The organism is Bacillus sp. B.PNR1 (assembly GCF_030386235.1).
Taxonomy (GTDB): Bacteria; Bacillota; Bacilli; order Bacillales; family Bacillaceae; genus Bacillus; species Bacillus stercoris.
On the sequence record NZ_JANYMN010000001.1, the window covers coordinates 829,452 to 851,985 of the forward strand.

Annotated in this window: 25 protein-coding genes and 1 other RNA gene; 21 read left to right on the forward strand and 5 right to left on the reverse strand. The window is 42.5% G+C overall.

Annotated features, from left to right (window positions below; all coding sequences use genetic code 11):
- The first annotated feature begins 114 nt into the window (after nt 1–114).
- The 8 genes from dinG to NZD81_RS04645 all read left to right on the forward strand — a co-directional run bounded on the left by dinG (nt 115) and on the right by NZD81_RS04645 (nt 8,317).
- Nucleotides 115–2,910: an ATP-dependent DNA helicase DinG gene (dinG, locus tag NZD81_RS04610; protein ID WP_069149775.1), complete on the forward strand. Its 2,796-nt coding sequence runs from the start codon at nt 115–117 to the stop codon at nt 2,908–2,910.
- Nucleotides 2,911–3,053: 143 nt separating this feature from the next.
- Nucleotides 3,054–3,224 (forward strand): YpmA family protein, encoded by a 171-nt coding sequence (locus NZD81_RS04615; RefSeq protein WP_003225588.1) that lies wholly within the window; start codon nt 3,054–3,056, stop codon nt 3,222–3,224.
- Nucleotides 3,225–3,232: 8 nt separating this feature from the next.
- Nucleotides 3,233–3,718 (forward strand): cell wall elongation/penicillin-binding protein regulator TseB, encoded by a 486-nt coding sequence (gene tseB / locus NZD81_RS04620; RefSeq protein WP_040082796.1) that lies wholly within the window; start codon nt 3,233–3,235, stop codon nt 3,716–3,718.
- A 22-nt stretch (nt 3,719–3,740) separates the two neighbouring features.
- Entirely contained in the window at nt 3,741–4,922 is a 1,182-nt protein-coding gene (aspB, locus tag NZD81_RS04625; RefSeq protein ID WP_069839238.1) for an aspartate transaminase AspB, read from the forward strand.
- A gap of 142 nt (nt 4,923–5,064) precedes the next feature.
- Nucleotides 5,065–6,357 (forward strand): asparagine--tRNA ligase, encoded by a 1,293-nt coding sequence (gene asnS, locus NZD81_RS04630; protein ID WP_040083776.1) that lies wholly within the window; start codon nt 5,065–5,067, stop codon nt 6,355–6,357.
- A gap of 92 nt (nt 6,358–6,449) precedes the next feature.
- Entirely contained in the window at nt 6,450–7,148 is a 699-nt protein-coding gene (gene dnaD, locus NZD81_RS04635) for a DNA replication protein DnaD (RefSeq protein ID WP_014664378.1), read from the forward strand.
- 18 nt (nt 7,149–7,166) lie between these two features.
- Nucleotides 7,167–7,826, forward strand: a complete 660-nt coding sequence (gene nth / locus NZD81_RS04640) for an endonuclease III (RefSeq protein ID WP_014664377.1) — start codon at nt 7,167–7,169, stop codon at nt 7,824–7,826.
- Nucleotides 7,823–8,317 (forward strand): YpoC family protein, encoded by a 495-nt coding sequence (locus NZD81_RS04645; protein WP_069149774.1) that lies wholly within the window; start codon nt 7,823–7,825, stop codon nt 8,315–8,317. Before nth ends, NZD81_RS04645 begins: the two co-directional genes overlap by 4 nt.
- A 73-nt stretch (nt 8,318–8,390) precedes the next feature.
- Here NZD81_RS04645 and NZD81_RS04650 read toward each other — a convergent pair whose 3' ends face one another.
- Both NZD81_RS04650 and recU read right to left on the reverse strand, forming a co-directional pair.
- Nucleotides 8,391–11,135 carry a PBP1A family penicillin-binding protein gene (locus tag NZD81_RS04650; RefSeq protein WP_282372472.1) on the reverse strand — a complete coding sequence of 915 codons (2,745 nt, stop codon included), beginning with the start codon at nt 11,133–11,135 and terminating at the stop codon, nt 8,391–8,393.
- A gap of 21 nt (nt 11,136–11,156) precedes the next feature.
- Entirely contained in the window at nt 11,157–11,777 is a 621-nt protein-coding gene (gene recU / locus NZD81_RS04655; RefSeq protein ID WP_014664374.1) for a Holliday junction resolvase RecU, read from the reverse strand.
- A gap of 40 nt (nt 11,778–11,817) precedes the next feature.
- On the opposite strand from recU, the gene NZD81_RS04660 reads away from it, so the two are divergent.
- On the forward strand, nt 11,818–12,780 hold the full coding sequence (locus NZD81_RS04660; RefSeq protein WP_040082801.1) for a DUF2515 domain-containing protein: 963 nt from the start codon (nt 11,818–11,820) through the stop codon (nt 12,778–12,780).
- A gap of 24 nt (nt 12,781–12,804) precedes the next feature.
- On the opposite strand, the gene sspM is transcribed toward NZD81_RS04660, so the two are convergent.
- A complete protein-coding gene (gene sspM / locus NZD81_RS04665) occupies nt 12,805–12,909 on the reverse strand; it encodes an acid-soluble spore protein SspM (RefSeq protein ID WP_003225606.1) in 105 nt (34 codons plus the stop codon).
- A 197-nt stretch (nt 12,910–13,106) separates the two neighbouring features.
- Between sspM and NZD81_RS04670 the strand changes: the two genes are divergently transcribed.
- Both NZD81_RS04670 and NZD81_RS04675 read left to right on the forward strand, forming a co-directional pair.
- Nucleotides 13,107–13,352 (forward strand): DUF5446 family protein, encoded by a 246-nt coding sequence (locus tag NZD81_RS04670; protein WP_014664372.1) that lies wholly within the window; start codon nt 13,107–13,109, stop codon nt 13,350–13,352.
- Between the two features lie 45 nt (nt 13,353–13,397).
- On the forward strand, nt 13,398–13,769 hold the full coding sequence (locus NZD81_RS04675; RefSeq protein WP_069149771.1) for a YppE family protein: 372 nt from the start codon (nt 13,398–13,400) through the stop codon (nt 13,767–13,769).
- Between the two features lie 39 nt (nt 13,770–13,808).
- Here the strand turns inward: NZD81_RS04675 and NZD81_RS04680 are convergent, their stop codons facing one another.
- A complete protein-coding gene (locus NZD81_RS04680) occupies nt 13,809–13,997 on the reverse strand; it encodes a YppF family protein (RefSeq protein WP_003230690.1) in 189 nt (62 codons plus the stop codon).
- A 186-nt stretch (nt 13,998–14,183) separates the two neighbouring features.
- Between NZD81_RS04680 and NZD81_RS04685 the strand changes: the two genes are divergently transcribed.
- Entirely contained in the window at nt 14,184–14,561 is a 378-nt protein-coding gene (locus NZD81_RS04685; RefSeq protein WP_014664370.1) for a YppG family protein, read from the forward strand.
- Between the two features lie 20 nt (nt 14,562–14,581).
- Here NZD81_RS04685 and NZD81_RS04690 read toward each other — a convergent pair whose 3' ends face one another.
- The gene (locus NZD81_RS04690; protein WP_282372469.1) at nt 14,582–15,001 is read right to left on the reverse strand and encodes an Hsp20/alpha crystallin family protein; all 420 of its coding nucleotides are present in this window, start codon (nt 14,999–15,001) and stop codon (nt 14,582–14,584) included.
- Between the two features lie 138 nt (nt 15,002–15,139).
- Here NZD81_RS04690 and NZD81_RS04695 point away from each other — a divergent pair, with 138 nt between their 5' ends.
- The 9 genes from NZD81_RS04695 to NZD81_RS04735 all read left to right on the forward strand — a co-directional run bounded on the left by NZD81_RS04695 (nt 15,140) and on the right by NZD81_RS04735 (nt 22,501).
- Nucleotides 15,140–15,646, forward strand: a complete 507-nt coding sequence (locus tag NZD81_RS04695; RefSeq protein WP_282372467.1) for a PTS sugar transporter subunit IIA — start codon at nt 15,140–15,142, stop codon at nt 15,644–15,646.
- 102 nt (nt 15,647–15,748) lie between these two features.
- Nucleotides 15,749–17,998, forward strand: coding sequence for an ATP-dependent helicase MrfA (gene mrfA, locus NZD81_RS04700; RefSeq protein WP_282372466.1), 2,250 nt, complete (start codon nt 15,749–15,751; stop codon nt 17,996–17,998).
- A 15-nt stretch (nt 17,999–18,013) separates the two neighbouring features.
- Nucleotides 18,014–19,255, forward strand: coding sequence for a metal-dependent exonucleaseMrfB (gene mrfB, locus NZD81_RS04705; protein ID WP_172640331.1), 1,242 nt, complete (start codon nt 18,014–18,016; stop codon nt 19,253–19,255).
- Nucleotides 19,256–19,355: 100 nt separating this feature from the next.
- Nucleotides 19,356–19,484 (forward strand): hypothetical protein, encoded by a 129-nt coding sequence (locus NZD81_RS04710; protein WP_003230707.1) that lies wholly within the window; start codon nt 19,356–19,358, stop codon nt 19,482–19,484.
- An 82-nt stretch (nt 19,485–19,566) separates the two neighbouring features.
- Nucleotides 19,567–19,791: a spore coat protein CotD gene (gene cotD / locus NZD81_RS04715; RefSeq protein WP_040082809.1), complete on the forward strand. Its 225-nt coding sequence runs from the start codon at nt 19,567–19,569 to the stop codon at nt 19,789–19,791.
- An 89-nt stretch (nt 19,792–19,880) separates the two neighbouring features.
- A complete protein-coding gene (locus tag NZD81_RS04720; protein WP_040082811.1) occupies nt 19,881–20,423 on the forward strand; it encodes an SLOG family protein in 543 nt (180 codons plus the stop codon).
- 77 nt (nt 20,424–20,500) lie between these two features.
- Nucleotides 20,501–20,797, forward strand: coding sequence for a cell division regulator GpsB (gene gpsB / locus NZD81_RS04725; protein ID WP_003225629.1), 297 nt, complete (start codon nt 20,501–20,503; stop codon nt 20,795–20,797).
- A 64-nt stretch (nt 20,798–20,861) separates the two neighbouring features.
- An RNA gene (rnpB, locus tag NZD81_RS04730) (RNase P RNA component class B) lies at nt 20,862–21,243 on the forward strand.
- Between the two features lie 100 nt (nt 21,244–21,343).
- The gene (locus tag NZD81_RS04735; protein ID WP_282372455.1) at nt 21,344–22,501 is read left to right on the forward strand and encodes a THUMP domain-containing class I SAM-dependent RNA methyltransferase; all 1,158 of its coding nucleotides are present in this window, start codon (nt 21,344–21,346) and stop codon (nt 22,499–22,501) included.
- The last annotated feature ends 33 nt before the right edge of the window (nt 22,502–22,534 follow it).

A 22,534-nucleotide genomic window follows, 5' to 3' on the forward strand; every position in this document is an offset into this window, starting at 1 on the left:
CCTTTATCGGGGGTTTTCTTTTAAGATTTTGAGAGTAAAACGGTTTTGCCGCTCCATTTCCGTACAAAACGTGTTACACTTTTGTCGTATGCAAGAATTGAGGTGTCCATTTTAATGAATAAGCAACGGTTCGTTGTAATAGACGTAGAGACAACAGGGAATTCGCCGAAGAAAGGCGATAAAATCATACAAATCGCAGCGGTTGTAATTGAAAATGGACAAATTACTGAGCGGTTTTCAAAATACATTAATCCAAATAAACCAATCCCTGCTTTTATTGAGCAGCTTACTGGAATCTCTAGTCAAATGGTAGAGAATGAACAGCCATTTGAAGCAGTCGCTGAAGAAGTATTCCAATTGCTTGAGGGCGCTTATTTTGTCGCTCACAATATTCATTTTGACCTTGGATTTGTCAAGTATGAGCTTCATAAGGCGGGTTTTCAGCTCCCAGATTGTGAAGTGCTGGATACTGTCGAACTTTCACGGATTGTTTTTCCGGGATTTGAAGGGTATAAGCTGACGGAATTAAGCGAGGAGCTTCAGCTGCGGCATGATCAGCCGCACCGGGCTGACAGCGATGCTGAAGTGACAGGGCTTATTTTTTTGGAAATCCTTGAAAAGCTGCGGCAGCTTCCTTATCCGACATTAAAGCAGTTAAGAAGGCTTTCGCAGCATTTCATCAGTGATCTGACGCATTTGTTGGATATGTTCATTAATGAAAACAGACAAACCGAGATACCGGGCTATACACGCTTTTCTTCCTTTTCTGTCAGAGAACCTGAATCGATCGATGTTCGTGTGAATGAGGACGGGAACTTTTCATTTGAGATCGAACGATGGGAAGCGGAAAATGAAAAAGCGCTGTCAGAGTTAATGCCCGGGTATGAAAAAAGAGACGGCCAAATGATGATGATGAAAGAGGTGGCTGAAGCGTTTGCCAATCGTGAGCATGCGCTGATTGAAGCTCCTCCGGGAATCGGAAAAACGATTGGCTATCTTATTCCGGCTGCGCTTTTTGCCAAGAAATCAAAAAAGCCGGTCATTATCAGCACGTATTCGACGCTTTTACAGCAGCAGATTCTAACAAAGGATTTGCCGATTGTCCAAGAACTGTTTCCATTTCCGGTAACAGCGGCGATTTTAAAAGGGCAATCGCATTATTTATGCCTGTATAAATTCGAGCAGGTGCTTCATGAAGAAGATGATAATTATGATGCGGTATTGACAAAGGCACAGCTTCTCGTTTGGCTGACAGAGACAAATACAGGGGATGTAGCGGAACTGAATTTGCCTTCAGGCGGAAAGTTGCTGTGGGACAGATTGGCTTATGACGATGACTCCTATAAAAGAAGCCGCAATGAGCATGTGACCGGCTTTTACGAGCGGGCCAAACAGATCGCTATGCGTTCCGATTTGGTGATCACCAATCATTCCCTTTTGCTGACCGATGAAGGCAGCCAGAAAAAAAGGCTCCCCGAAAGCGGCACATTTATTATTGATGAAGCACATCACTTTGAACGAGCGGCAAGTGAACATTTAGGAAAAAGAGCCACGTACATAGAATTGCATACGAAATTGAGCAGGATCGGCACTCTGAAGGAGCAGGGACTTCTAAAAAAAATGAGACAGCTATTCCAGCGAAACAGCCTGCCGGTTGATTCATTTTTCGAATTGGAAGAGTGGCTTCAGCACATTCAAGCAGAAAGTGATGCTTTCTTCAGCTCTGTTCATTCTTTTGTCAAACGAAGAAAACCTAAAGAGGACTTAAACCGTCTAGTTTTTAAGGTGAACAAAGAAAGCCAGGATAAAAGCTGGTCGATCTTAACGGATGGTGCGGAGAGGCTTTGTTCCATGCTGACACACCTGCAGCAGCTTTTTGAGGCACAGTCGTCCCTGATAGAAAAACATCTGAAGGGTATGAAGAGCAAAACTGTCTTTTTGGCCGATGAATACCAAAGAAGCATGAAAGGTTTGCAGCATTACTGTCAGACGTTGCAGAAGCTGTTCTTTGGGTGCGATGACGATGAAGCGGTTTGGATTGAAATTGATGCTAAAGGTGCGAAAAATGCAGTGGCCATTTACGCACAGCCCCTTGAACCTGGGGAACTTCTGGCTGATCAGTTTTTCGCGCGCAAAAATAGTGTTGTGCTGACATCAGCAACCCTTACAGTCGAAGGCTCTTTTCAATTTATGATTGAACGACTGGGACTGAGTGACTTTTTCCCGCGGACAATGAGAATTGAGTCGCCCTTTTCTTATGATGAGCGCATGCAGGTGATGATTCCTAAGGAAATGAAGTCAATTCAGGATACAGGACAAACTGAATTTATCCAGGATACGGCTCGTTATATCGAACTGATGGCAAAGGAAAAACAGCCCAAAATCCTTGTGCTGTTTACATCCCATGAGATGCTGAAAAAGGTCCACCAGGAGCTTAAGCATATCATGAGTGCTTCCGGCATTCAGCTCTTGGCACAAGGGATTACAGGCGGAAGTCCCGGCAAACTGATGAAAACTTTTAAAACATCCAATCAGGCGATCCTGCTTGGAACAAATCATTTTTGGGAAGGCGTTGATTTCCCTGGTGATGAGCTGACAACAGTAATGATCGTGAGGCTCCCATTCCGATCCCCAGATCACCCGCTTCATGCTGCAAAATGTGAGCTTGCCCGCAAAAAAGGAAAGAATCCATTTCAAACAGTGTCATTACCGGAGGCTGTACTGACCTTCAGGCAAGGAGTCGGACGCTTGCTGCGTACTGCGGGAGACAAAGGAACGATTATGATATTGGACAGACGGATTAAAACCGCTGGATACGGCCGGCTGTTTCTTGATGCCTTGCCGACAACCTCAGTATTCGAAATGACTGACAGCGAGCTTGAAGCTTATGTTGCAGGGAAAAATAAATAAAAGCCGCATAAAGCGGCTTTTACGGTGTGGGAGTAGGATGATGTTTTATTTAAAAGCGGTTATTCCCGCTCTGTGATACTAGTATGGCGTGTCCTGAAATGGAGTATGACTAACAATATTTGTTCAAACTGGAGGATGAAAAAATGGAAAGTAAAATCGAGATTCTTTCAACAATTAATGTAGAGCATTCTGATGATTTGTATAAAATTGTGGACACACTGAATCGGACACTGAAAAGAGACAATCTGATGTTCGGTCTTGCACTTGATGAAGAAAACAAAAACCAAGCCGTTTTTACCATTTATCGTACGTAGGTGAGAAGATGAGAAAAAAAGCATTAATATTTACCGCCATTTTTGGTATTATTTTTTTAGCAGTACTTCTTGTCTCGGCAAGCATTTATAAATCAGCCATGGCACAAAAGGAAGAGGGGCACGAAGCAGCAGCTGCTGAAGCTAAAAAAGAAACCGATCTCGCCAATGTTGATCAAGTCGAAACATTTGTCGGAAAAGAAAAATATTATGTTGTCAAGGGTACGGATAAAAAAGGCACTGCCTTATATGTCTGGGTTCCTGCTAATAAAAAAGCAAAAATTCTCTCAAAAGAAGCAAAAGAGGGAATCTCGGAAGACAAAGCGGCGAAAATCATACAGGATGAAGGGCTGGTTTCAAAACAAAAAGAGGTTCATCTGGCAAGAGAAGGTAACGTTCTGCTTTGGGAAGTGACGTACTTAGACAAAGAAGGTCAATACAGTTTAAGTTATGTGGACTTTACAACTGGAAAGATTCTCAAAAATATCACGCCTTAAGACGAATTAGGGGGAGTTCAAGTTGAAACTGGCAAAAAGAGTATCCGCATTAACACCATCAACCACACTGGCAATCACAGCGAAAGCGAAAGAACTGAAAGCCGCGGGCCATGATGTCATCGGTTTAGGCGCAGGCGAGCCGGACTTCAATACACCGCAGCACATTATTGATGCCGCTGTGCGTTCGATGAACGAGGGCCATACGAAATACACGCCTTCAGGTGGCTTGGCTGAACTGAAAAACAGCATTGCAGAGAAATTTAAACGCGACCAGAATATTGAATACAAACCGTCTCAAATTATTGTCTGCACTGGTGCCAAACATGCTCTGTATACCCTTTTCCAAGTGATTTTGGATGAAGAAGATGAAGTCATTATTCCGACGCCTTACTGGGTAAGCTATCCGGAGCAGGTGAAACTCGCTGGCGGAAAGCCTGTTTATGTACAAGGACTTGAAGAAAATCACTTCAAAATTTCGCCTGAGCAGCTAAAAAATGCGATTACGGAAAAAACAAAAGCAATCGTTATTAACTCTCCAAGCAATCCGACTGGAGTCATGTATACGGAAGAAGAACTGTCTGCGCTTGGTGAAGTATGCCTTGAACATGACATCCTAATTGTGTCTGACGAAATTTATGAAAAACTTACATACGGCGGAAAGAAACATGTTTCCATTGCACAGCTGTCTGACAGACTGAAAGAGCAAACGATCATTATAAACGGCGTATCGAAGTCACACAGCATGACGGGCTGGCGAATTGGCTATGCAGCTGGAGCTGAAGACATTATAAAAGCGATGACGAACCTTGCTAGCCACAGCACATCAAATCCGACATCAATCGCACAGTACGGGGCGATTGCTGCTTATAACGGACCTTCTGAGCCATTGGAAGAAATGAGAGAAGCCTTTGAACATAGATTAAACACGATCTATGCAAAGCTCGTAGAAATCCCTGGGTTCAGCTGTGTGAAGCCGGAGGGTGCTTTTTACTTGTTCCCGAATGCAAAAGAAGCGGCTCAATCTTGCGGTTTCAAAGATGTAGATGAATTTGTTAAAGCGCTTCTCGAGGAGGAAAAAGTTGCGATTGTTCCTGGATCCGGATTCGGTTCTCCTGAAAATGTCCGTCTTTCTTATGCCACCTCGCTAGATCTTCTTGAAAAAGCGATTGAAAGAATCAAACGTTTTGTCGAAAAACATAGCTAATAGTGAAAAAAGCGGCTGACAGAAAGCCGCTTTTTATCTGCATTGACCCGGTTAGTTAAGAGCGGGTATAATAAAGTGATGATAAAAGAGTTCGCGGGGCAATGAGCTTCCGAATGTCTTTCTTGTTTTGGAGGGAAATATGTTGAAAACAACAATCAACCAAGTGTACAAGCACGTAGGTGAGGAAGTAACGATCGGAGCTTGGGTCGCTAATAAGCGTTCAAGCGGGAAAATTGCATTTTTACAGCTTCGGGACGGTACTGGTTTTATTCAAGGTGTCGTAGTAAAAGCGGAAGTGGAAGAAAGCATTTTCCAAACAGCTAAATCAGTGACTCAAGAAACGTCACTCTATATAAAAGGGATTGTCAAAGAGGACGAGCGTTCCCCGCTTGGATATGAACTAGCTGTGACAGATATTGAAGTCATTCACGAAGCGACTGATTATCCAATTACACCAAAAGAACATGGTACGGAATTTTTGATGGATCACAGACATTTATGGCTTCGTTCAAAGCGCCAGCATGCGATCATGAAAATCCGTAATGAAATCATTCGCGCGACTTACGAATTCTTTAATAACGAAGGCTTTGTAAAAGTGGATCCGCCGATTTTGACTGGAAGTGCACCTGAAGGAACAACAGAGCTCTTTGCGACAAAGTACTTTGATGAAGATGCGTATCTGTCTCAAAGCGGCCAGCTTTACATGGAAGCTGCGGCAATGGCTTTAGGAAAAGTATTCTCTTTCGGACCGACATTCAGAGCGGAAAAGTCTAAAACAAAACGCCACTTAATCGAATTCTGGATGATTGAACCGGAAATGGCGTTTGTAGAGTTTGAAGAAAACCTTCAAGTACAGGAAAATTATGTTTCTTTCATCGTGCAATCCGTTCTTAAGAATTGCAAAATTGAATTAAACACATTGGGAAGAGACACGTCAAAACTTGAGCAAATCAAAGCTCCTTTCCCAAGAATCACGTATGATGAAGCGATTGAATTTCTGAAAGAAAAAGGCTTTGACGATATCGAGTGGGGAGATGATTTCGGAGCGCCTCATGAAACAGCAATTGCTGAACACTATGACAAACCGGTATTCATCACTCGCTATCCGACGTCTTTAAAACCGTTCTATATGCAGCCGGCTTCTGACCGTGAGGACGTCGTGCTTTGCGCTGACTTGATTGCACCGGAAGGCTATGGAGAAATCATTGGCGGATCTGAACGGATTCATGATATGGAACTTTTGGAATCGCGTCTTACAGAACATGGACTGGATTCTGACGCATATAAATGGTATGCTGAACTTAGAAAATATGGATCAGTTCCTCATTCAGGCTTCGGTCTTGGATTAGAGCGGACAGTAGCTTGGATTAGCGGAGCGCCTCACGTTCGTGAAACGATCCCGTTCCCAAGACTGTTAAACCGTCTGTATCCGTAATACATTCAAATGAAACAAAAAAGAGTCTCCTGCAAGGGAGACTTTTTACAGTAAAGGGGAAATCACAATCCTTTACAGTAAGAGGTGTGACGATGAAAAAACAGCAATTTATTGATATGCAGGAGCATGGAACATCAACAATCCCCAATCTTCTGCTCACGCATTATAAACAGCTTGGACTTAATGAAACAGAACTTATTCTGCTGTTAAAAATTAAAATGCATTTAGAAAAAGGATCATATTTTCCTACACCGAATCAGCTGCAGGAAGGTATGTCAATTTCTGTTGAGGAATGTACAAACAGATTGCGCATGTTTATTCAAAAAGGCTTTCTGTTTATTGAAGAATGCGAGGATCAAAACGGCATCAAATTTGAGAAGTATTCTCTCCAGCCTTTATGGGGCAAGCTGTACGAGTATATTCAGCTTGTACAGAATCAAACACAGGAAAGAAAAGCAGAAGGGGAACAAAAAAGCCTTTATACCATTTTTGAGGAAGAGTTCGCAAGGCCGTTATCACCTTTAGAGTGTGAAACGCTGGCGATCTGGCAGGACCAGGATCAGCATGACGCACAACTGATCAAACACGCGTTAAAAGAGGCTGTACTGTCAGGAAAACTCAGTTTCCGCTACATTGACCGGATTTTGTTTGAATGGAAGAAAAACGGGCTGAAAACTGTGGAGCAGGCAAAAATACACAGCCAAAAATTCCGGCGGGTACAAGCAAAGCAGAATGAACCGCAAAAAGAGTATAAAAGGCAGGTTCCTTTTTACAATTGGCTTGAACAATAAAGTGAAAAGGTGACAATCGTGTTAAATCTAAAACAAATTGAATTCTGTTTGGACAAGATAGGTGACATGTTTCCTCATGCGGAGTGTGAACTGGTTCATTCCAATCCTTTTGAATTAGTGGTGGCTGTCGCTTTATCTGCTCAATGTACAGATGCACTTGTAAACAGAGTGACCAAAACATTATTTCAAAAATATAAACGGCCGGAAGACTATTTGGCTGTCCCGCTGGAAGAGCTTCAGCAAGATATTAAATCAATCGGTTTATATCGTAACAAAGCGAAAAATATTCAAAAACTGAGTAAAATGATTATTGAAGAGTACGGCGGAGAAGTGCCGAGGGACCGCGATGAGCTTGTTAAACTGCCAGGGGTCGGAAGAAAGACTGCTAACGTAGTGGTATCGGTTGCCTTTGGTGTGCCGGCCATCGCCGTAGATACCCATGTGGAGAGGGTCAGCAAACGGTTGGGTATCTGCCGGTGGAAGGACTCAGTGCTGGAAGTTGAAAAGACGCTGATGCGCAAGGTTCCAAAAGAAGACTGGTCCGTTACGCATCACCGCCTTATTTTCTTCGGCAGATATCACTGTAAAGCCCAATCTCCGCGCTGTGCGGAATGTCCGCTGCTTTCTTTATGCAGAGAAGGGCAGAAGAGAGATAAAAAAGGACTGGTGAAACGATGACGCAAGCGAAAGAAGTGTTGGCTTCCTATGAGGAATACTTGCGCAGTCTTGGCCCGGTGATCTCCCCGGATATGAAAGATGTCTTGCTGGTTAACCCTGTGTATTTTGATTTCAGCACGGAATCTCAAGGTGTTTTGCCATGGGAGGACAGAGGCAAGTATGTTCCGCTTTTATTTAATGTGTGGGAAGACATTAAAGAATCACTTCTGCCTGTCTTTCAAACACGAAAATCGAGATGCGATCAAAATGACATGCTGAAGGGCATTGTGTGTTTGCTTGCTTCGTTTCATTGGACAGCAGGTGAGCGGGTGAAATCTCTTGATTGGGCAGAACTGACGGAGAAATCATTTCCCGTAATGCCGATCAATTGGGCCGAACGAGTGGAATTTATCCTCCTCAAGCCGACTCAATATCATTGCTTTATTCAGCTTGATGAGCTGTTTACTGAAATGAAAAAGCATTTTTATAAATATCATGCGATGAATCGATAAAACCTTCTCTTAAAAGGGGAGGTTTTTTTATGAACAAAAAAAGCCATCACCCGAAGGGTGACGGCTTTTTTGTTTAATTTGTTTTTTCAGTTGATGATGAGTTTGTTTGTGCTTTATTAGATGTGTCTGTTTTATTTTTATTCGTGTCAGAACCTGATGAATCATTTTTACCAGAGTTCGAATCACCATCCGACGTATCCTGGTTGTTACTGTTGTCGTTATCGTTTGATTGGTCTTGGTTACTGTTGTCGGACGGATTGGTGTTTGTATTGTCTTGTTTTTTGTCTTGATCGTTTGTTGAATCATCTGTCTGATCTTGATCCGTCTGACCGTCATCTTTTTGAGAATCATCAGTTTGTGTATCATCCTGGGTCTTCTCATCATCTTGTTTTTCATCATCCGTTTGTTGCTGGTCTTTTTTATCTTCATCATCTTCAGCTTTTGGCACCTCATAGGATGTGGAAGCTGTGCTTTTGCCATCATCACTGACGGCTGTTACTTCGAATTTGTACACAGATCCTGGCTGCACACCCGAAATGACTGCTTCTTTTGTAGAGCTGTTTTGAATTTCCGAGTAGCTGCCGCCATCAACAGATTGCTTAACAGCAAAGGTCGCATCTCCGTCGTAATTCCAGCTTAACGTTAAAGATTGATTGTCTTTATCGTATTTCACGTTTAAACCAGACAGTTTAGCTGTTTCCTCTTTTTCTTCTTTCTCATATGTTTTAGAAACAGTAGAAGGAGCTGTGCCTTTAACAAAGTACTCTGTGAGCTTCTTATCGCTTGGCGTATTTGGCCCTGCCAGTTTTGCCGGATTAGAGCCTTTTTCTACAGTGGCTTCCACTACGCTGTCAGGCTTCTCAAATGATCCGCTTCCGTCATCGACATCGGAGATGAGTTGGGCGAATAGACGTTTTGCGACTTGCTGCTCTGTTTTATTTAAAGATTTTTTCCCTATCTTATTTTGAGAATCTACACCTGTCCAAACAGCAGCGGTATATTGAGGTGTATATCCTACAAACCATGAATCTGGTACACCGCCTTGTGCGATATTGTATTTTTGCATTGTCGCATCGTCAAAGTTTGTTGTACCTGTTTTACCTGCGACTTCCACTCCTGGTACTTGAGCGAGCTGTCCAGTACCTGTCTTAACAGCTGTTTTCAGCATATCTGTAATCATAAACGCAGTATAATCGCTCATGGCTGACTTTGATTTTGGCGTTAAATCAAGCTTCGTGCCATCGTTAAATTCAATAGACTTTACAAAATGCGGTTCATTATACGTTCCGTTATTTCCGAATGCACTGTATGCTCCAGCCATAGTTAGAGTAGAGACACCCGGATTACCTTCTCCGAATCCTCCGATAGAATATGATTCATACACTTTTTCTTTATTTAATCCGAGCCCCAGTCCATTAGCAAAATCAACTGCTGCATCTTTTCCGGCTGCTTGGAATGCTTTTAGAGCCGGGATGTTACGCGATTGGGCAAGGGCTTCACGCATAGACATGACCCCTTTATAGGAACGGTCAAAGTCACGGATGGCTGTTCCGTCTGAATACGTATAAGCTGAGTCATCAATTTGCTCGTAAGTTGACCATTTTTTATTTTCAATAACTGGACCGTAGTCGAGAATAGGTTTAATGGTAGAACCAGGCTGTCGCTGAGATTGCGTCGCGTAATTATAACCCCCAACTGTAGAATCTCTACCGGCACCAACCGCTCGGACTTCTCCGGTTTTTGTATCGAGAAGCGTAACACCGCCCTGCATACCTTCAGTAAATCCGACAGTGTCTCCGTCCATTAATTCATCTAGTTTATCTTGTGCTTTTGTATCTAATGTCGTATAGATCTTTAATCCGTCAGCAGATGGATCGACATCAGATTTTTCATCAATTTCTTTCATGACTTCTTCAACAAACGCGCTGTATTTATTTGAGTTTGTTTTTTCATATTCCTTCTGTGACACAATGCCTTCGTCTTTCACTGCCACTTTTTTCGCTTTGTTGTATTGAGAATCAGAAATGAATCCTTGTTTTTTCATCAGACTGAGGACGATGTTCCGTCTTTTTTCCGCTTTATCCGGGTTTTTAACCGGGTTGTATGCTGTTGGGCTCTGCGGCATGCCTGCCAGTGTGGCAGCCTGTTCGACAGTCAATTTGCTTAAATCTGTGACGCCGAAAAACTCTTCCGCTGCTTTTCCGATTCCGTATGCTCTAGGAGAAAAATAAATCCGGTTTAAATACATTTCTAAAATTTCATCTTTAGAGTAATTGCGCTCCAGCTGAATCGAAAGCCATACTTCCTGCACCTTCCGTTTTAACGTCTTCTGATGTGAAAGAAGGGAGTTTTTGACGACCTGCTGGGTGATCGTACTTCCGCCTTCAGCTCCGAAGCCGTCTGTAAAGTTTGCAACTAAGGCGCCGCCGATACGGACAGGGTCAATCCCGTGGTGCTCATAAAAACGAGCGTCTTCTGTCGCGATGAAGGCTTCTTTCACAACATCGGGAATTTGATCTATCGGCACGTAGGTCCGTTTTTCAGCGCCGACTTCAGCGATTTCTTTTCCGTTTTTATCGTATATTGTTGATGAATAAGGCGTCTTCAATTTACTTTCATCCAGTTTTGGCGCATCTGAAACCATGACGGCAAATGTAACGGCACCGCCGACAACGCCTAAAACAAACAGAATGAGTAAAGTGAGAAGGGTCTTTTTAAACAATCCGCCCTTTTTTCGTTTCTTTCCTTTTTTTGGTGAAGGACTCGACTTGCTGTTCGCTTTTCGTCGAGCTTCACGGCTGTTAAATTGATCTGACATAACATCTCAACCTTTCGTTAATCAACCTTTCGCACCAGATGATGGCGAAAAATAAAGCTGTTCAATAATACTAATATAATCAATTCTAGGTGCGTATCCAAGAGAAATCGGATAAGCCGCTTCTTCCAACTCATCTTTTCGAATTGATTTCCTGCCATTTTTTTCTTTTCTGTCCCAGAAATAAAACAGCTTATCGGCTTCCAAAAAATAAACCTGGTCGAAAGCGGATATAATAACAAAACAAATACCGTCTTGAGCCTTTACCTGCTTCATATGCTCGATTTGATGGTCATGGAAATTCTGCAGGGGGAAAGAGGTCTTGTTTTTCGTTTCTTTCGCCTCAAAATCAATATACCGTCCTTTGTAAATCCCATTGTAGTCTGTTGTCGATGATTGTTTAAAATAAGCTTCTTTAATCACTGCGGCACTTCTTTTTGGATAATGGACATTTACAATTTGAACAGGTGTCGGCTTTTTGTGTATAACGGCAATTTGGTTTGTCAGATAATACTTATTCGTTTCGTTTAAGTCATCTTCGAGGGTCATTCCGCGATTACTGTATGACGGGGCCCTTTTCTGACTGCTTTGGGATGAAACCGAATGTTTCGGCTGAAATGTTTTTCCATTAGGATACCGAATCACTTTCTCATCCTCCTTATTAAACTATTCATGACGGAAGTGAATGAACGTGCAAGAACAACAGACCATCAGAAAGCTTCTGAGCCGGATTGAGCGGCAAACAAAAACAAAAAACGCAGATAACATTTCAAGAACAAATGCATATAAAGCATTTTATGACCGTCATCCGGAAATCAAATGGTCACTCTTAGCTTCTTTCGTTTCTCGTAATGCCGGCTGGTCAATGACTGACTTAAAAGGCAGTCTGTTTCAGCTTGGACTCCGTGAGAGACAGCAAAAATGGTTCTTTTTAGCCTACGAAAGAGCGAACTGGCTTATTTTTTCGGATGCCTATCCGCAGCTTCTTTTGTACCACTGGTCCAAAAAAGTCGGGAAACCGCTGTTTCATCTTCTGCATGTGTTTGGCGTCTCACAATTTATGTCGGAAGAATGGGCCCGTTTTTGGCATGAGCGAAACACAGAGCGGCTAATGTATGCCCTCATTATAAATGAACAAAACACTATCCAAACACCTATTATACAAAATCCTTCGTTTAAAAAGAATGTTTTTGACACGATTCCTTTTTATTTAAGTGACTGGTTTCATTTTAACACCGTTATTTTTCCTTCCTCAGACGGGTTTCTTTACGGCATTTCAGTGAAACGCTTTTCAAAGGCGGAGGAAAGGATAAGGCTGGGAAAGCAGCTGTCTGAATTGCTGTTCAAGCCAGAATTGTTTTCCGCTTTTTATCACTTTTTGCACACAGTGCCGCACACAGGTTCCCGTTTTGATATGGAAAAGATAATCGGGATTACAAAGAGAACATCTCCTATGCTAAGGACATGCTACCCTGAGGTAATTCACTCATTAGACGGAACGAAAACAGATTGGTTTCATGGAAAGATAAAGAAAACGTTCTTTAGGCGCGAGGAATTGCCGAAGCAGATTGAATTGACAGACTGGTATTTACATAAAAAGCGCCAGCTTCATGCGCTTTTTGCGGTGGAACATTGGCTGAAAAAATAAAGAAGCAAGGAAATTCCTTGCTTCTTACGTAGAAGGGCGGTTCGGGCCGCCTAATTTTTTATCTAAAGAATCGATTGCTTTTGATTCAGTCTTTTTTTGTTGGCCGGCTTTTTTCGGTCTAGTTTTCATACGGCACCTCCTCACAAGTATCGTTTGCATTAAGGAGGAGGATCATACAATTTTTGCAGGTGTTTTTGTCGAAAACTTCAGCTTTTCGTGGAATACCTGTTTGTTTGGCGATTTGCTTCTAGTTTTGTCATGAAGAAGGAAAGAGCCTGGGGAGCAAAGAATGTTAACCGGAGAGACGAGGAAAGGGAGGTACACGAATGTCCGGTTATGTAAGCAAGACAGATATTCTCCGTATGCTTTCTGATATAGAAGATGAATTAACGCGAGCTGAGCAAAGCCTGAATCATTCTGTAAATGCATTAGAGGCTGAGATGCGGGAAGCGGAAAACGATCGCCTGAGTGTGCTGGAAGAAGAAATCATAGATCTTCATATTTGTATAAATGAGCTGTATCAATCGCCTGAACACAGGTATGCGTTTGAGAAGGTATACCGCATCGGCTGAATTTACGAGTGAAATTTGGTACGATAGGCATTGAGGTGAAAGGTATTGCTATCACAAACATTGCTGGGAATGACCGAGAAAATGATTGAAGTTGCTGAAAAAGGCGCTGATCGGTATCAGGAAGGAAAAAGCAGTAATCATTCTTATGATTTTTTTGAGACGATAAAGCCTGCAGTTGAAGAGAATGATGAGCTGGCGGCTCGCTGGGCGGAGGGTGCTCTTGAATTGATAAAAGCCCGTCGCCCTAAATATGTGCATAAAGAGCAAATTGAGACCGCAAAAGATAATTTCCTGGAATTGGTCCTTCAATCATATGTTCATCATATTCATAAAAAACGATTCAAGGACATCACTGAGTCAGTCCTTTATACATTGCATGCAGTAAAGGATGAAATTGCAAGAGAAGACAGCCGGTAAAGGCTGTCTTCTTTTAAATTCGTTATAGGGGGCCGGACGTTAATTCATCTCATATGCCGGGCTTTCTGCTCCATTTGCTTCGAGAACCTTCATACTGTTACGAAACTCAGTTATGCTGAGATGTCCTTGAATATAGAGGAACTTGGCAAAGTCCATCAGTTTATTCATACAGTCTGTTTCATATTTCTTCATTTCTGCAAAACGTTTGCTTAAGTATGATACGTTCATTATGGTGCATCCCCTCTCATCTGTATTGAAAACATGGTACCATAATGATTCGACTTTTTTCTGTTTTTAAAAAATTTAAACTTTCGACACAATTTGACAAACGCTAACCTTTACTCGTGACACAAACAATAGAAGTCATTCATACATATATAGAAGAGAAATATGTTGAGTTTAGGGGGAATCGCAATGAACAGGAGCTCTCGAAGCTATCCTCGGCAAATGGGCTATTATGATCCTCAGCAAATGCAAGGATATTATCAGCAGGCTGCACCCGGTTATTTGGAGCAACATCTGCCTCAGCAGCATTATGGACAGCAGGATTACTATCAGCCCTATGCTCCGATCCAGCCTATGCCTATGCAGCCGCCTGTATTTTCCAACCCTTATCCTATTCCAAGGCCTAATCAACAGCAGCCTTCGCAATTTCAAAGCATTATGTCGCAGTTCAAAAAAGCCAATGGGCAATTTGATTTTAATAAAATGATGGATACGACAGGCCAAGTGATGAGTGCAATGAATCAGGTCGGATCTTTAATAAAGGGATTTACCAGCTTTTTTAAATGATAGAAGCATGAATGAATCGTTCATTCATGCTTATTTTTTGGAAAGAATAGTGTCATTGTCTGCTCGTTCCAAGATGTTTCCATATCTTCTTGGCGAACTTCATAAGGAAGCTGCACCGTTCTTGTCATGCTTGTAAAAGTAGCTTCATATTGGTGTTTCTGTTTTTCTTGGAGTGTGACATGGAGATACCTCGATTTGACATCAACGACGATCTCGCCATCTCGAAACGTCGCCGGAATGGTAATATCGACATAGAGCCCAGTTTCTCTTTCTCTGACATGTATGGTTGTCTGCACATCCTTTAAACTCGAATTGATGAGGTTTTGAAATCCGTTTATAAGGTTGCCGAATGCTGAGGATTGAAAAAGAGTGTCTATTGCCTCCGTTATGATTTTCTCTTTCTTTTGCAGTTCGTTCTTTTTGTCATCATAGAATTCCACTTCAGCCACCGCCTTTTTTTAACCAGATTATGCGTCTATGCCAGATGTTGTTATAAATTGAAGCAAAATTGAAAGTGTGGTTAAATAGTGGTGAATGAAGGGATAACGGTTGAAGTGAATGAGAAGGGAGAAAACACATTGCTGAAAAAATTATTCGGAATGGGCAAAACTCAAGAAAAAGTGACAGAAGAGGTTATTTATTCTCCGGCAGACGGTACAGTAATGGACCTGTCAGATGTGCCGGATCCAGTTTTTTCACAGAAAATGATGGGAGAAGGAATAGCGGTGGAGCCCTCTAACGGTGAAATCGTTTCACCTGTTGAAGGTGAAGTCATTCAGATTTTCCACACCAAACACGCCGTTGGCATTCGGACTCGCTTGGGAATTGAACTGTTAATTCATGTCGGGCTGGAGACAGTCAATATGAACGGAGAAGGATTTACTGCCCACATTAAAGAAGGGGATAAAGTGAAGGTCGGTGACCCGCTGATTACATGTGATTTGGAATTAATAAAAGAAAAAGCGAGCAGCACCGTCATCCCGATCGTTATTATGAATGGTGAGGCTGTAGGATCAATTGTGCCGGCAGGCGAAAAGGCTGCCCGTAAAGGCGAATCAAAGCTCCTTACAATCAAAGCGAAATAAGCAGGGCGTATGCCTTGCTTTTTTTATTCAACTGTATAAAATTTGCACCTAGCCATGCAAACAAATATTCGGTAAACTGTACTTGACAAAGAGGTGTAAAGAATGAAAAAGAAATCACTGACTGAACTCATTTCTGATTTGAAAGGAAATGAAAACGTTGTGAATTGGCATGAAATTGAGCCTCGTGAAGCAAAAACAAGGCCCATGCCTGAAAGTATAGATGAGAGAATCAAAGCTGCCCTTACGAAAAGGGGCATTGATGAACTATATACCCACCAATATTCCGCTTTTCAATATGTGCAAAAAGGAGAAAGCATTGTTACCGTTACGCCAACCGCGTCAGGAAAAACGCTATGCTACAACCTCCCAGTCCTGCAGTCCATCGCTCAGGATGAAACAAACCGGGCGTTATATTTATTTCCGACTAAAGCGCTGGCACAAGACCAAAAGAGCGAGCTAAATGAAATCATCGATGAAATGGGAATTGACATTAAAAGCTTTACATATGACGGGGATACGTCTCCGGCAATCAGGCAAAAGGTGAGAAAAGCAGGTCACATTGTCATTACAAATCCCGATATGCTGCATTCTGCCATTCTTCCGCATCATACGAAATGGGTCAGTTTGTTTGAAAACCTTAAGTATATCGTCATTGATGAGCTTCATACGTATCGGGGGGTGTTCGGCAGCCATGTGGCAAATGTGATCCGTCGGCTGAAGCGGATCTGCCGGTTTTATGGAAGTGATCCGGTTTTTATTTGCACTTCTGCAACGATTGCCAACCCGAAGGAATTGGGAGAGCAGTTGACAGGCAAACCGATGCGGCTGGTCGATGACAACGGTGCCCCGAGCGGACGCAAGCATTTCGTATTTTATAATCCGCCAATTGTAAACAAACCGCTGAATATTAGAAAGAGCGCAACTGCAGAAGTGAATGAACTGGCGAAAGAGTTTCTTAAAAACAAAGTGCAGACCATTGTTTTTGCCAGAAGCAGGGTCCGGGTGGAAATTATTTTAAGCCATATCCACGAGCTCGTGAAAAAAGAAATTGGAACAAAATCAATCAGAGGCTATCGGGGAGGCTATCTGCCTAAAGAGCGAAGAGAAATCGAAAGAGGCCTGAGAGAAGGCGACATTTTAGGAGTGGTCAGTACGAATGCCTTAGAGCTTGGTGTTGATATCGGCCAGCTGCAGGTGTGTGTGATGACAGGTTATCCCGGAAGTGTCGCAAGTGCTTGGCAGCAGGCGGGACGAGCTGGCAGAAGACACGGTGAATCTTTAATTATCATGGTAGCTAATTCGACGCCGATCGACCAATATATTGTACGGCATCCTGAATACTTCTTTAATCGTTCGCCGGAATCTGCAAGAATCAATCCGGAGAATTTGATTATTTTAGTAGACCACTTAAAGTGTGCTGCTTATGAGCTTCCATTTAGAGCTGATGAAGAATTTGGGCCCATGGATGTAAGTGATATTCTTGAGTATCTTCAGGAAGAGGCCGTTCTTCACCGCAACGGCGAACGGTATCATTGGGCAAGTGAGTCGTTCCCTGCTTCAAACATCAGTTTGCGTTCCGCATCACAGGAAAATGTCGTCATAGTTGATCAGTCGGATATTGCAAATGTCAGGATTATCGGTGAAATGGACCGTTTTAGTGCGATGACGCTTTTGCATGATGAAGCCATTTATTTGCATGAAGGCGTTCAGTATCAAGTAGAGAAGCTCGATTGGGACCATAAAAAGGCTTATGTCAGAAAAGTTGATGTCGAATATTATACAGATGCAAACCTGGCAGTTCAGCTGAAGGTGTTAGAAATCGATCAAACGAAAGAAAAAAGCCGTACATCATTGCACTACGGAGATGTCACTGTCAATGCTCTGCCGACCATTTTTAAAAAAATAAAAATGACTACGTTTGAAAATATTGGGTCTGGACCTATTCATTTGCCGGAAGAAGAACTGCATACAAGTGCAGCTTGGCTCGAAATCAAAACAGCGGACGAAGACATCGCAGAAAAGACATTGGAACAGCTGCTTCTTGGCATCACGAATGTGCTTCAGCATATTGTCCCTGTGTATATCATGTGTGATCGAAATGATGTTCATGTCGTTTCTCAAATTAAAGCAGCCCATACAGGATTGCCAACCATATTTTTATACGATCATTATCCGGGCGGTATCGGTTTGGCAGAGGAAGTCTTTAAACGTTTTTCAGACATCAAAGAAGCGGCGAAACAGCTTATAAAACGATGCCCTTGTCATGACGGCTGTCCGTCTTGTATAGGTACCGAAATAGAAGGGATAAAAGCAAAGGAAAGAATTTTGCGCATGTTGGATCAGATGTCGTAAGGAGGGAGGTTGGATATGTCATTAAAAGGGAAACTCCAGCGTATGAAAAAGCACATGGTGCTCGACGAAGGAGAACAAAAAATAGAAGCTGGCAAACAAGAAAACCACTTTGATGACATCCCGTTTTTAGAAGAGTGGGAGGCTTTTGGCATGAAGCCTTTCTTTTTCGAAGATGAATACTGCCTCATCAGAGAAGTAGAATATCCGCTTTCTCACCGGCATGGGTTATACCATTTTTCTGAACTTGAGGAAGTGATCACATTGTGGAATCAAAGCGGCCTGTCGCATACGTTGTCAGCAAAAGGGTATAACAAAAACAATCTCTTTTTCTTTGATACAGAAACAACCGGTCTTGGAGGCGGAGCTGGGAATACCATTTTTTTGCTTGGCCATGCGAGAGTGTATGAAGACCGAGTGACAGTCAAACAGCATCTTTTGCCTAAGCCGGGGAACGAAGTCGCCTTGTATCAAAGCTTTTTAAGCGAGGTTGACATTACATCACTTGTGACCTACAACGGCAAAGCCTTTGATTGGCCTCAGGTGAAAACAAGGCATACCTTGATCCGTGACAGACTTCCGAAGCTTCCGGAATTCGGCCACTTTGACCTTTTACATGGAGCTAGACGCCTGTGGAAACACAAAATGGACCGTGTATCCCTCGGCACGGTTGAAAAAGAAGAGCTCGGCATCCGCAGACTAGAAGACACACCGGGCTACTTGGCGCCGATGCTTTATTTTCATTTTATCAAGGCGCAAGAGCCGGATCTTCTAAAAGGCGTCCTGCAGCATAATGAAATGGATGTGCTATCCCTTATTTCATTGTATATTCATATGTCTAAAAAAATCCTTTCAGAATCACATGCGCCAAAAGAACACAGTGAAGCTTATGCCATGGCCAAATGGTTTATGGCTCATAAAGAGATGGATCAAGCGATCAAACAGCTGGAAAGGCTTATAGAAAAACCGTTTGAGGATCAGGACAGTGCACGACTGGATTTATCGCTCCTGTACAAAAAACAAAACCGCTTGGAAGATGCAGTGCAGCTTTGGGAAAAACTGTCCTGCTCGCAAAATCAGAAGTGCAGATACGCTGCTGTAATAGAGCTCGCGAAATATTTTGAGCATAAGAAAAAAGAATTCGGAAAAGCATTGCAGATAGCAGAACAACTGCTTAGCGATGCGGCATTTTTATCAGAAAAAGAAACAGAAAAACTGCATATGAGAATCGCCCGGCTGAAGAGGAAATATTCCTCTTAAATATTCCCCGGGAAAGCGCAAAAGACGACTTGTTTCGCTATGAATTTTTTTTGCTGAATTCACAGTGATTTTGTTGTAGAATAGCGGCGAATCCTGTAAAATGACGTTAGTTATTTTTAAAGGGAGAGTTGGTATGTATAAGGGTGTTTTTTACTTGTTCTTTGTTGTGGTATTTTTGATTGCTTTTGTGTTTTCAAACTTTAAAGACAGCTTAATTGCACACTTTTAAAATAGGTTTTTGTATTAGAACATGTACCCCTTATGTTTCATAACCTAATATTGTAATAAAGTTATGGAAAGGGGATCTTATTATGTACCACTGCAGACCGCACGTGATGGCGCCGATTGTCCATCCTACGCATTGCTGTGAGCACCATACGTTTTCCAATACTGTCGTGCCGCATATTCATCCACAGCATACGACAAATGTAAATCACCATCATTTTGAGCATGTTCACTACTATCCACACACATACTCTAGCTATGATCCGACAACACATCAGCATTTTCAGGCAGGAAAACCTTGCTGCGATTAGTATTGAATCGTGCAGACTGATTGGTGTAACACGCAACAATAAAAATGGGGCCCTGAAGGGGACCCCATTTTTTAAAAGTAGGTGAAAACTTGAAAGTTTTGGCTATTACGGGATATAAACCGTTTGAATTGGGGATTTTTAAGCAGGATGATAAGGCGCTGTATTACATAAAAAAAGCGATTAAAAACCGGCTGATCGGATTTTTAGATGAGGGTTTAGAATGGATTTTAATTTCGGGACAGCTTGGAGCGGAGCTGTGGGCTGCTGAAGCTGCATATGATTTGCAGGAGGAATACCCTGATTTAAAGGTAGCTGTAATTACCCCTTTCTACGATCAGGACAAGAACTGGAAAGAGCCTAATAAAGAGCTTTACGAAGCTGTCCTGGCACAGGCTGACTACGAAGAAAGCCTGACTCACAGGCCGTATGAAAGCCCGCTTCAGTTTAAACAAAAAAATCAGTTTTTTATAGAAAAATCAGACGCCTTGATGCTGTTATATGATCCTGAAAAGGAAGGATCTCCAAAGTATATGCTTGAGACGGCTGAAAAGAGACACGAACGGGACGGGTATCCCATCTATTTTATCACGATGGATGACTTGAGAGTGACAGTGGAGGAAGACAGCTACTAACAAAGAGAGAGAAATTTGACAACCGTACAGATTTCTGAAAAAATATATGTGATGATTCACGATACGAGGTGAAAAAGATGCTTGCTGATAAAGTAAAGCTTTCTGCGAAAGAAATTTTGGAAAAAGAATTTAAAACAGGCGTTAGAGGCTACAAGCAAGAAGACGTTGACAAATTTTTAGATATGATTATTAAGGATTATGAAACCTTCCATCAAGAGATTGAAGAACTGCAGCAGGAAAATCTGCAGCTGAAAAAACAGCTTGAAGAAGCCAGCAAGAAACAGCCTGTGCAATCTAACACAACAAACTTTGATATTTTAAAACGGCTGTCTAACTTAGAAAAACACGTTTTTGGCAGCAAGCTTTATGATTGACGCGCTTGAAAAAAATGGCGCTTGTAAATTGTAATCAGTTGTTATATAATAATTCATGTTCTTAACGTTCGGGTAATCGCTGCAGATCTTGAATCTGTAGAGGAAAGTCCATGCTCGCACGGTGCTGAGATGCCCGTAGTGTTCGTGCCTAGCGAAGTCATAAGCTAGGGCAGCCTTTAGGGGCTGACGGCAGGAAAAAAGCCTACGTTCTCTGGATATGGCTGAGTATCCTTGAAAGTGCCACAGTGACGAAGTCTCACTAGAAATGGTGAGAGTGGAACGCGGTAAACCCCTCGAGCGAGAAACCCAAATTTTGGTAGGGGAACCTTCTTAACGGAATTCAACGGAGAGAAGGACAGAATGCTTTCTGTAGATAGATGATTGCCGCCTGAGTACGAGGTGATAAGCCGTTTGCAGTACGACGGAACAAAACATGGCTTACAGAACGTTAGACCACTTACATTTAAAATGATGAAAACAAGCTCTCCCGTATAAGGAGAGCTTTTATCTTGAAATGAGAAAAGTTTTAAAAGACAGGGTGATACGATGAAGAAGTATACACTAATTGCAACGGCACCAATGGGTATTGAAGCTGTTGTCGCAAAGGAAGTAAGAGATTTAGGATACGAATGCAAGGTTGATAACGGGAAAGTTATTTTTGAAGGTGATGCGCTCGCCATCTGCCGTGCAAACCTTTGGCTTAGAACAGCCGACCGCATAAAGGTTCAGGTTGCTTCTTTTAAAGCGAAAACATTTGATGAACTGTTTGAAAAAACGAAAGCGATTAACTGGCGCTCATTTATACCTGAAAACGGGAAATTCCCTGTCATCGGAAAATCGGTAAAATCAACACTCGCAAGCGTTCCCGACTGTCAGCGGATTGTCAAAAAAGCAATTGTCGAAAAGCTAAAGCTGCAGTCCGGCAAAGCCAATGATTGGATTGAAGAAACAGGTGCCGAGTATAAAGTGGAAATTTCTTTATTGAAAGATCAGGCTCTTATTACACTGGACTCATCAGGGACAGGCCTTCACAAACGAGGATACCGTGTCGATCAGGGCGGTGCGCCGATTAAAGAAACACTTGCAGCCGCTTTGGTGCAATTAACCAATTGGACGCCGGACCGTCCGTTTGCCGATCCTTTCTGCGGTTCCGGAACAATCGCGATTGAAGCGGCATTAATCGGCCAAAACATCGCTCCGGGATTCAACCGCGATTTTGTCTCAGAGGATTGGGAATGGATCGGCAAAGACCTGTGGGACAAAGCGCGGCTTGAGGTCGAAGAAAAGGCAAACTATGACCAGCCGCTTACGATTTTCGCAAGCGATATAGACCACCGCATGGTTCAAATCGCTAAAGAAAATGCAGAGGAAGCAGGACTGGGAGATTTCATCCAATTTAAGCAGATGCAGGTCAAAGACTTCACAACGAATCTGGAGTTTGGCGTAATTGTCGGCAATCCGCCATATGGAGAGCGTCTCGGCGAGAAAAAAGCTGTTGAACAGATGTACAAAGAAATGGGGCAGGCGTTCGAGCCGCTTGATACTTGGTCTGTGTATATGCTGACATCAAATGAAAACTTTGATGAAGCATACGGCAGAAAAGCAACGAAGAAACGCAAGCTCTTTAACGGGTTTATTAAAACGGATTATTATCAATATTGGTCAAAAGTAAGACCGCAGCGCAAGAAAACAGAAAACGAATAAAAAGAAGACGCTCTGCATGCGTCTTCTTTCATC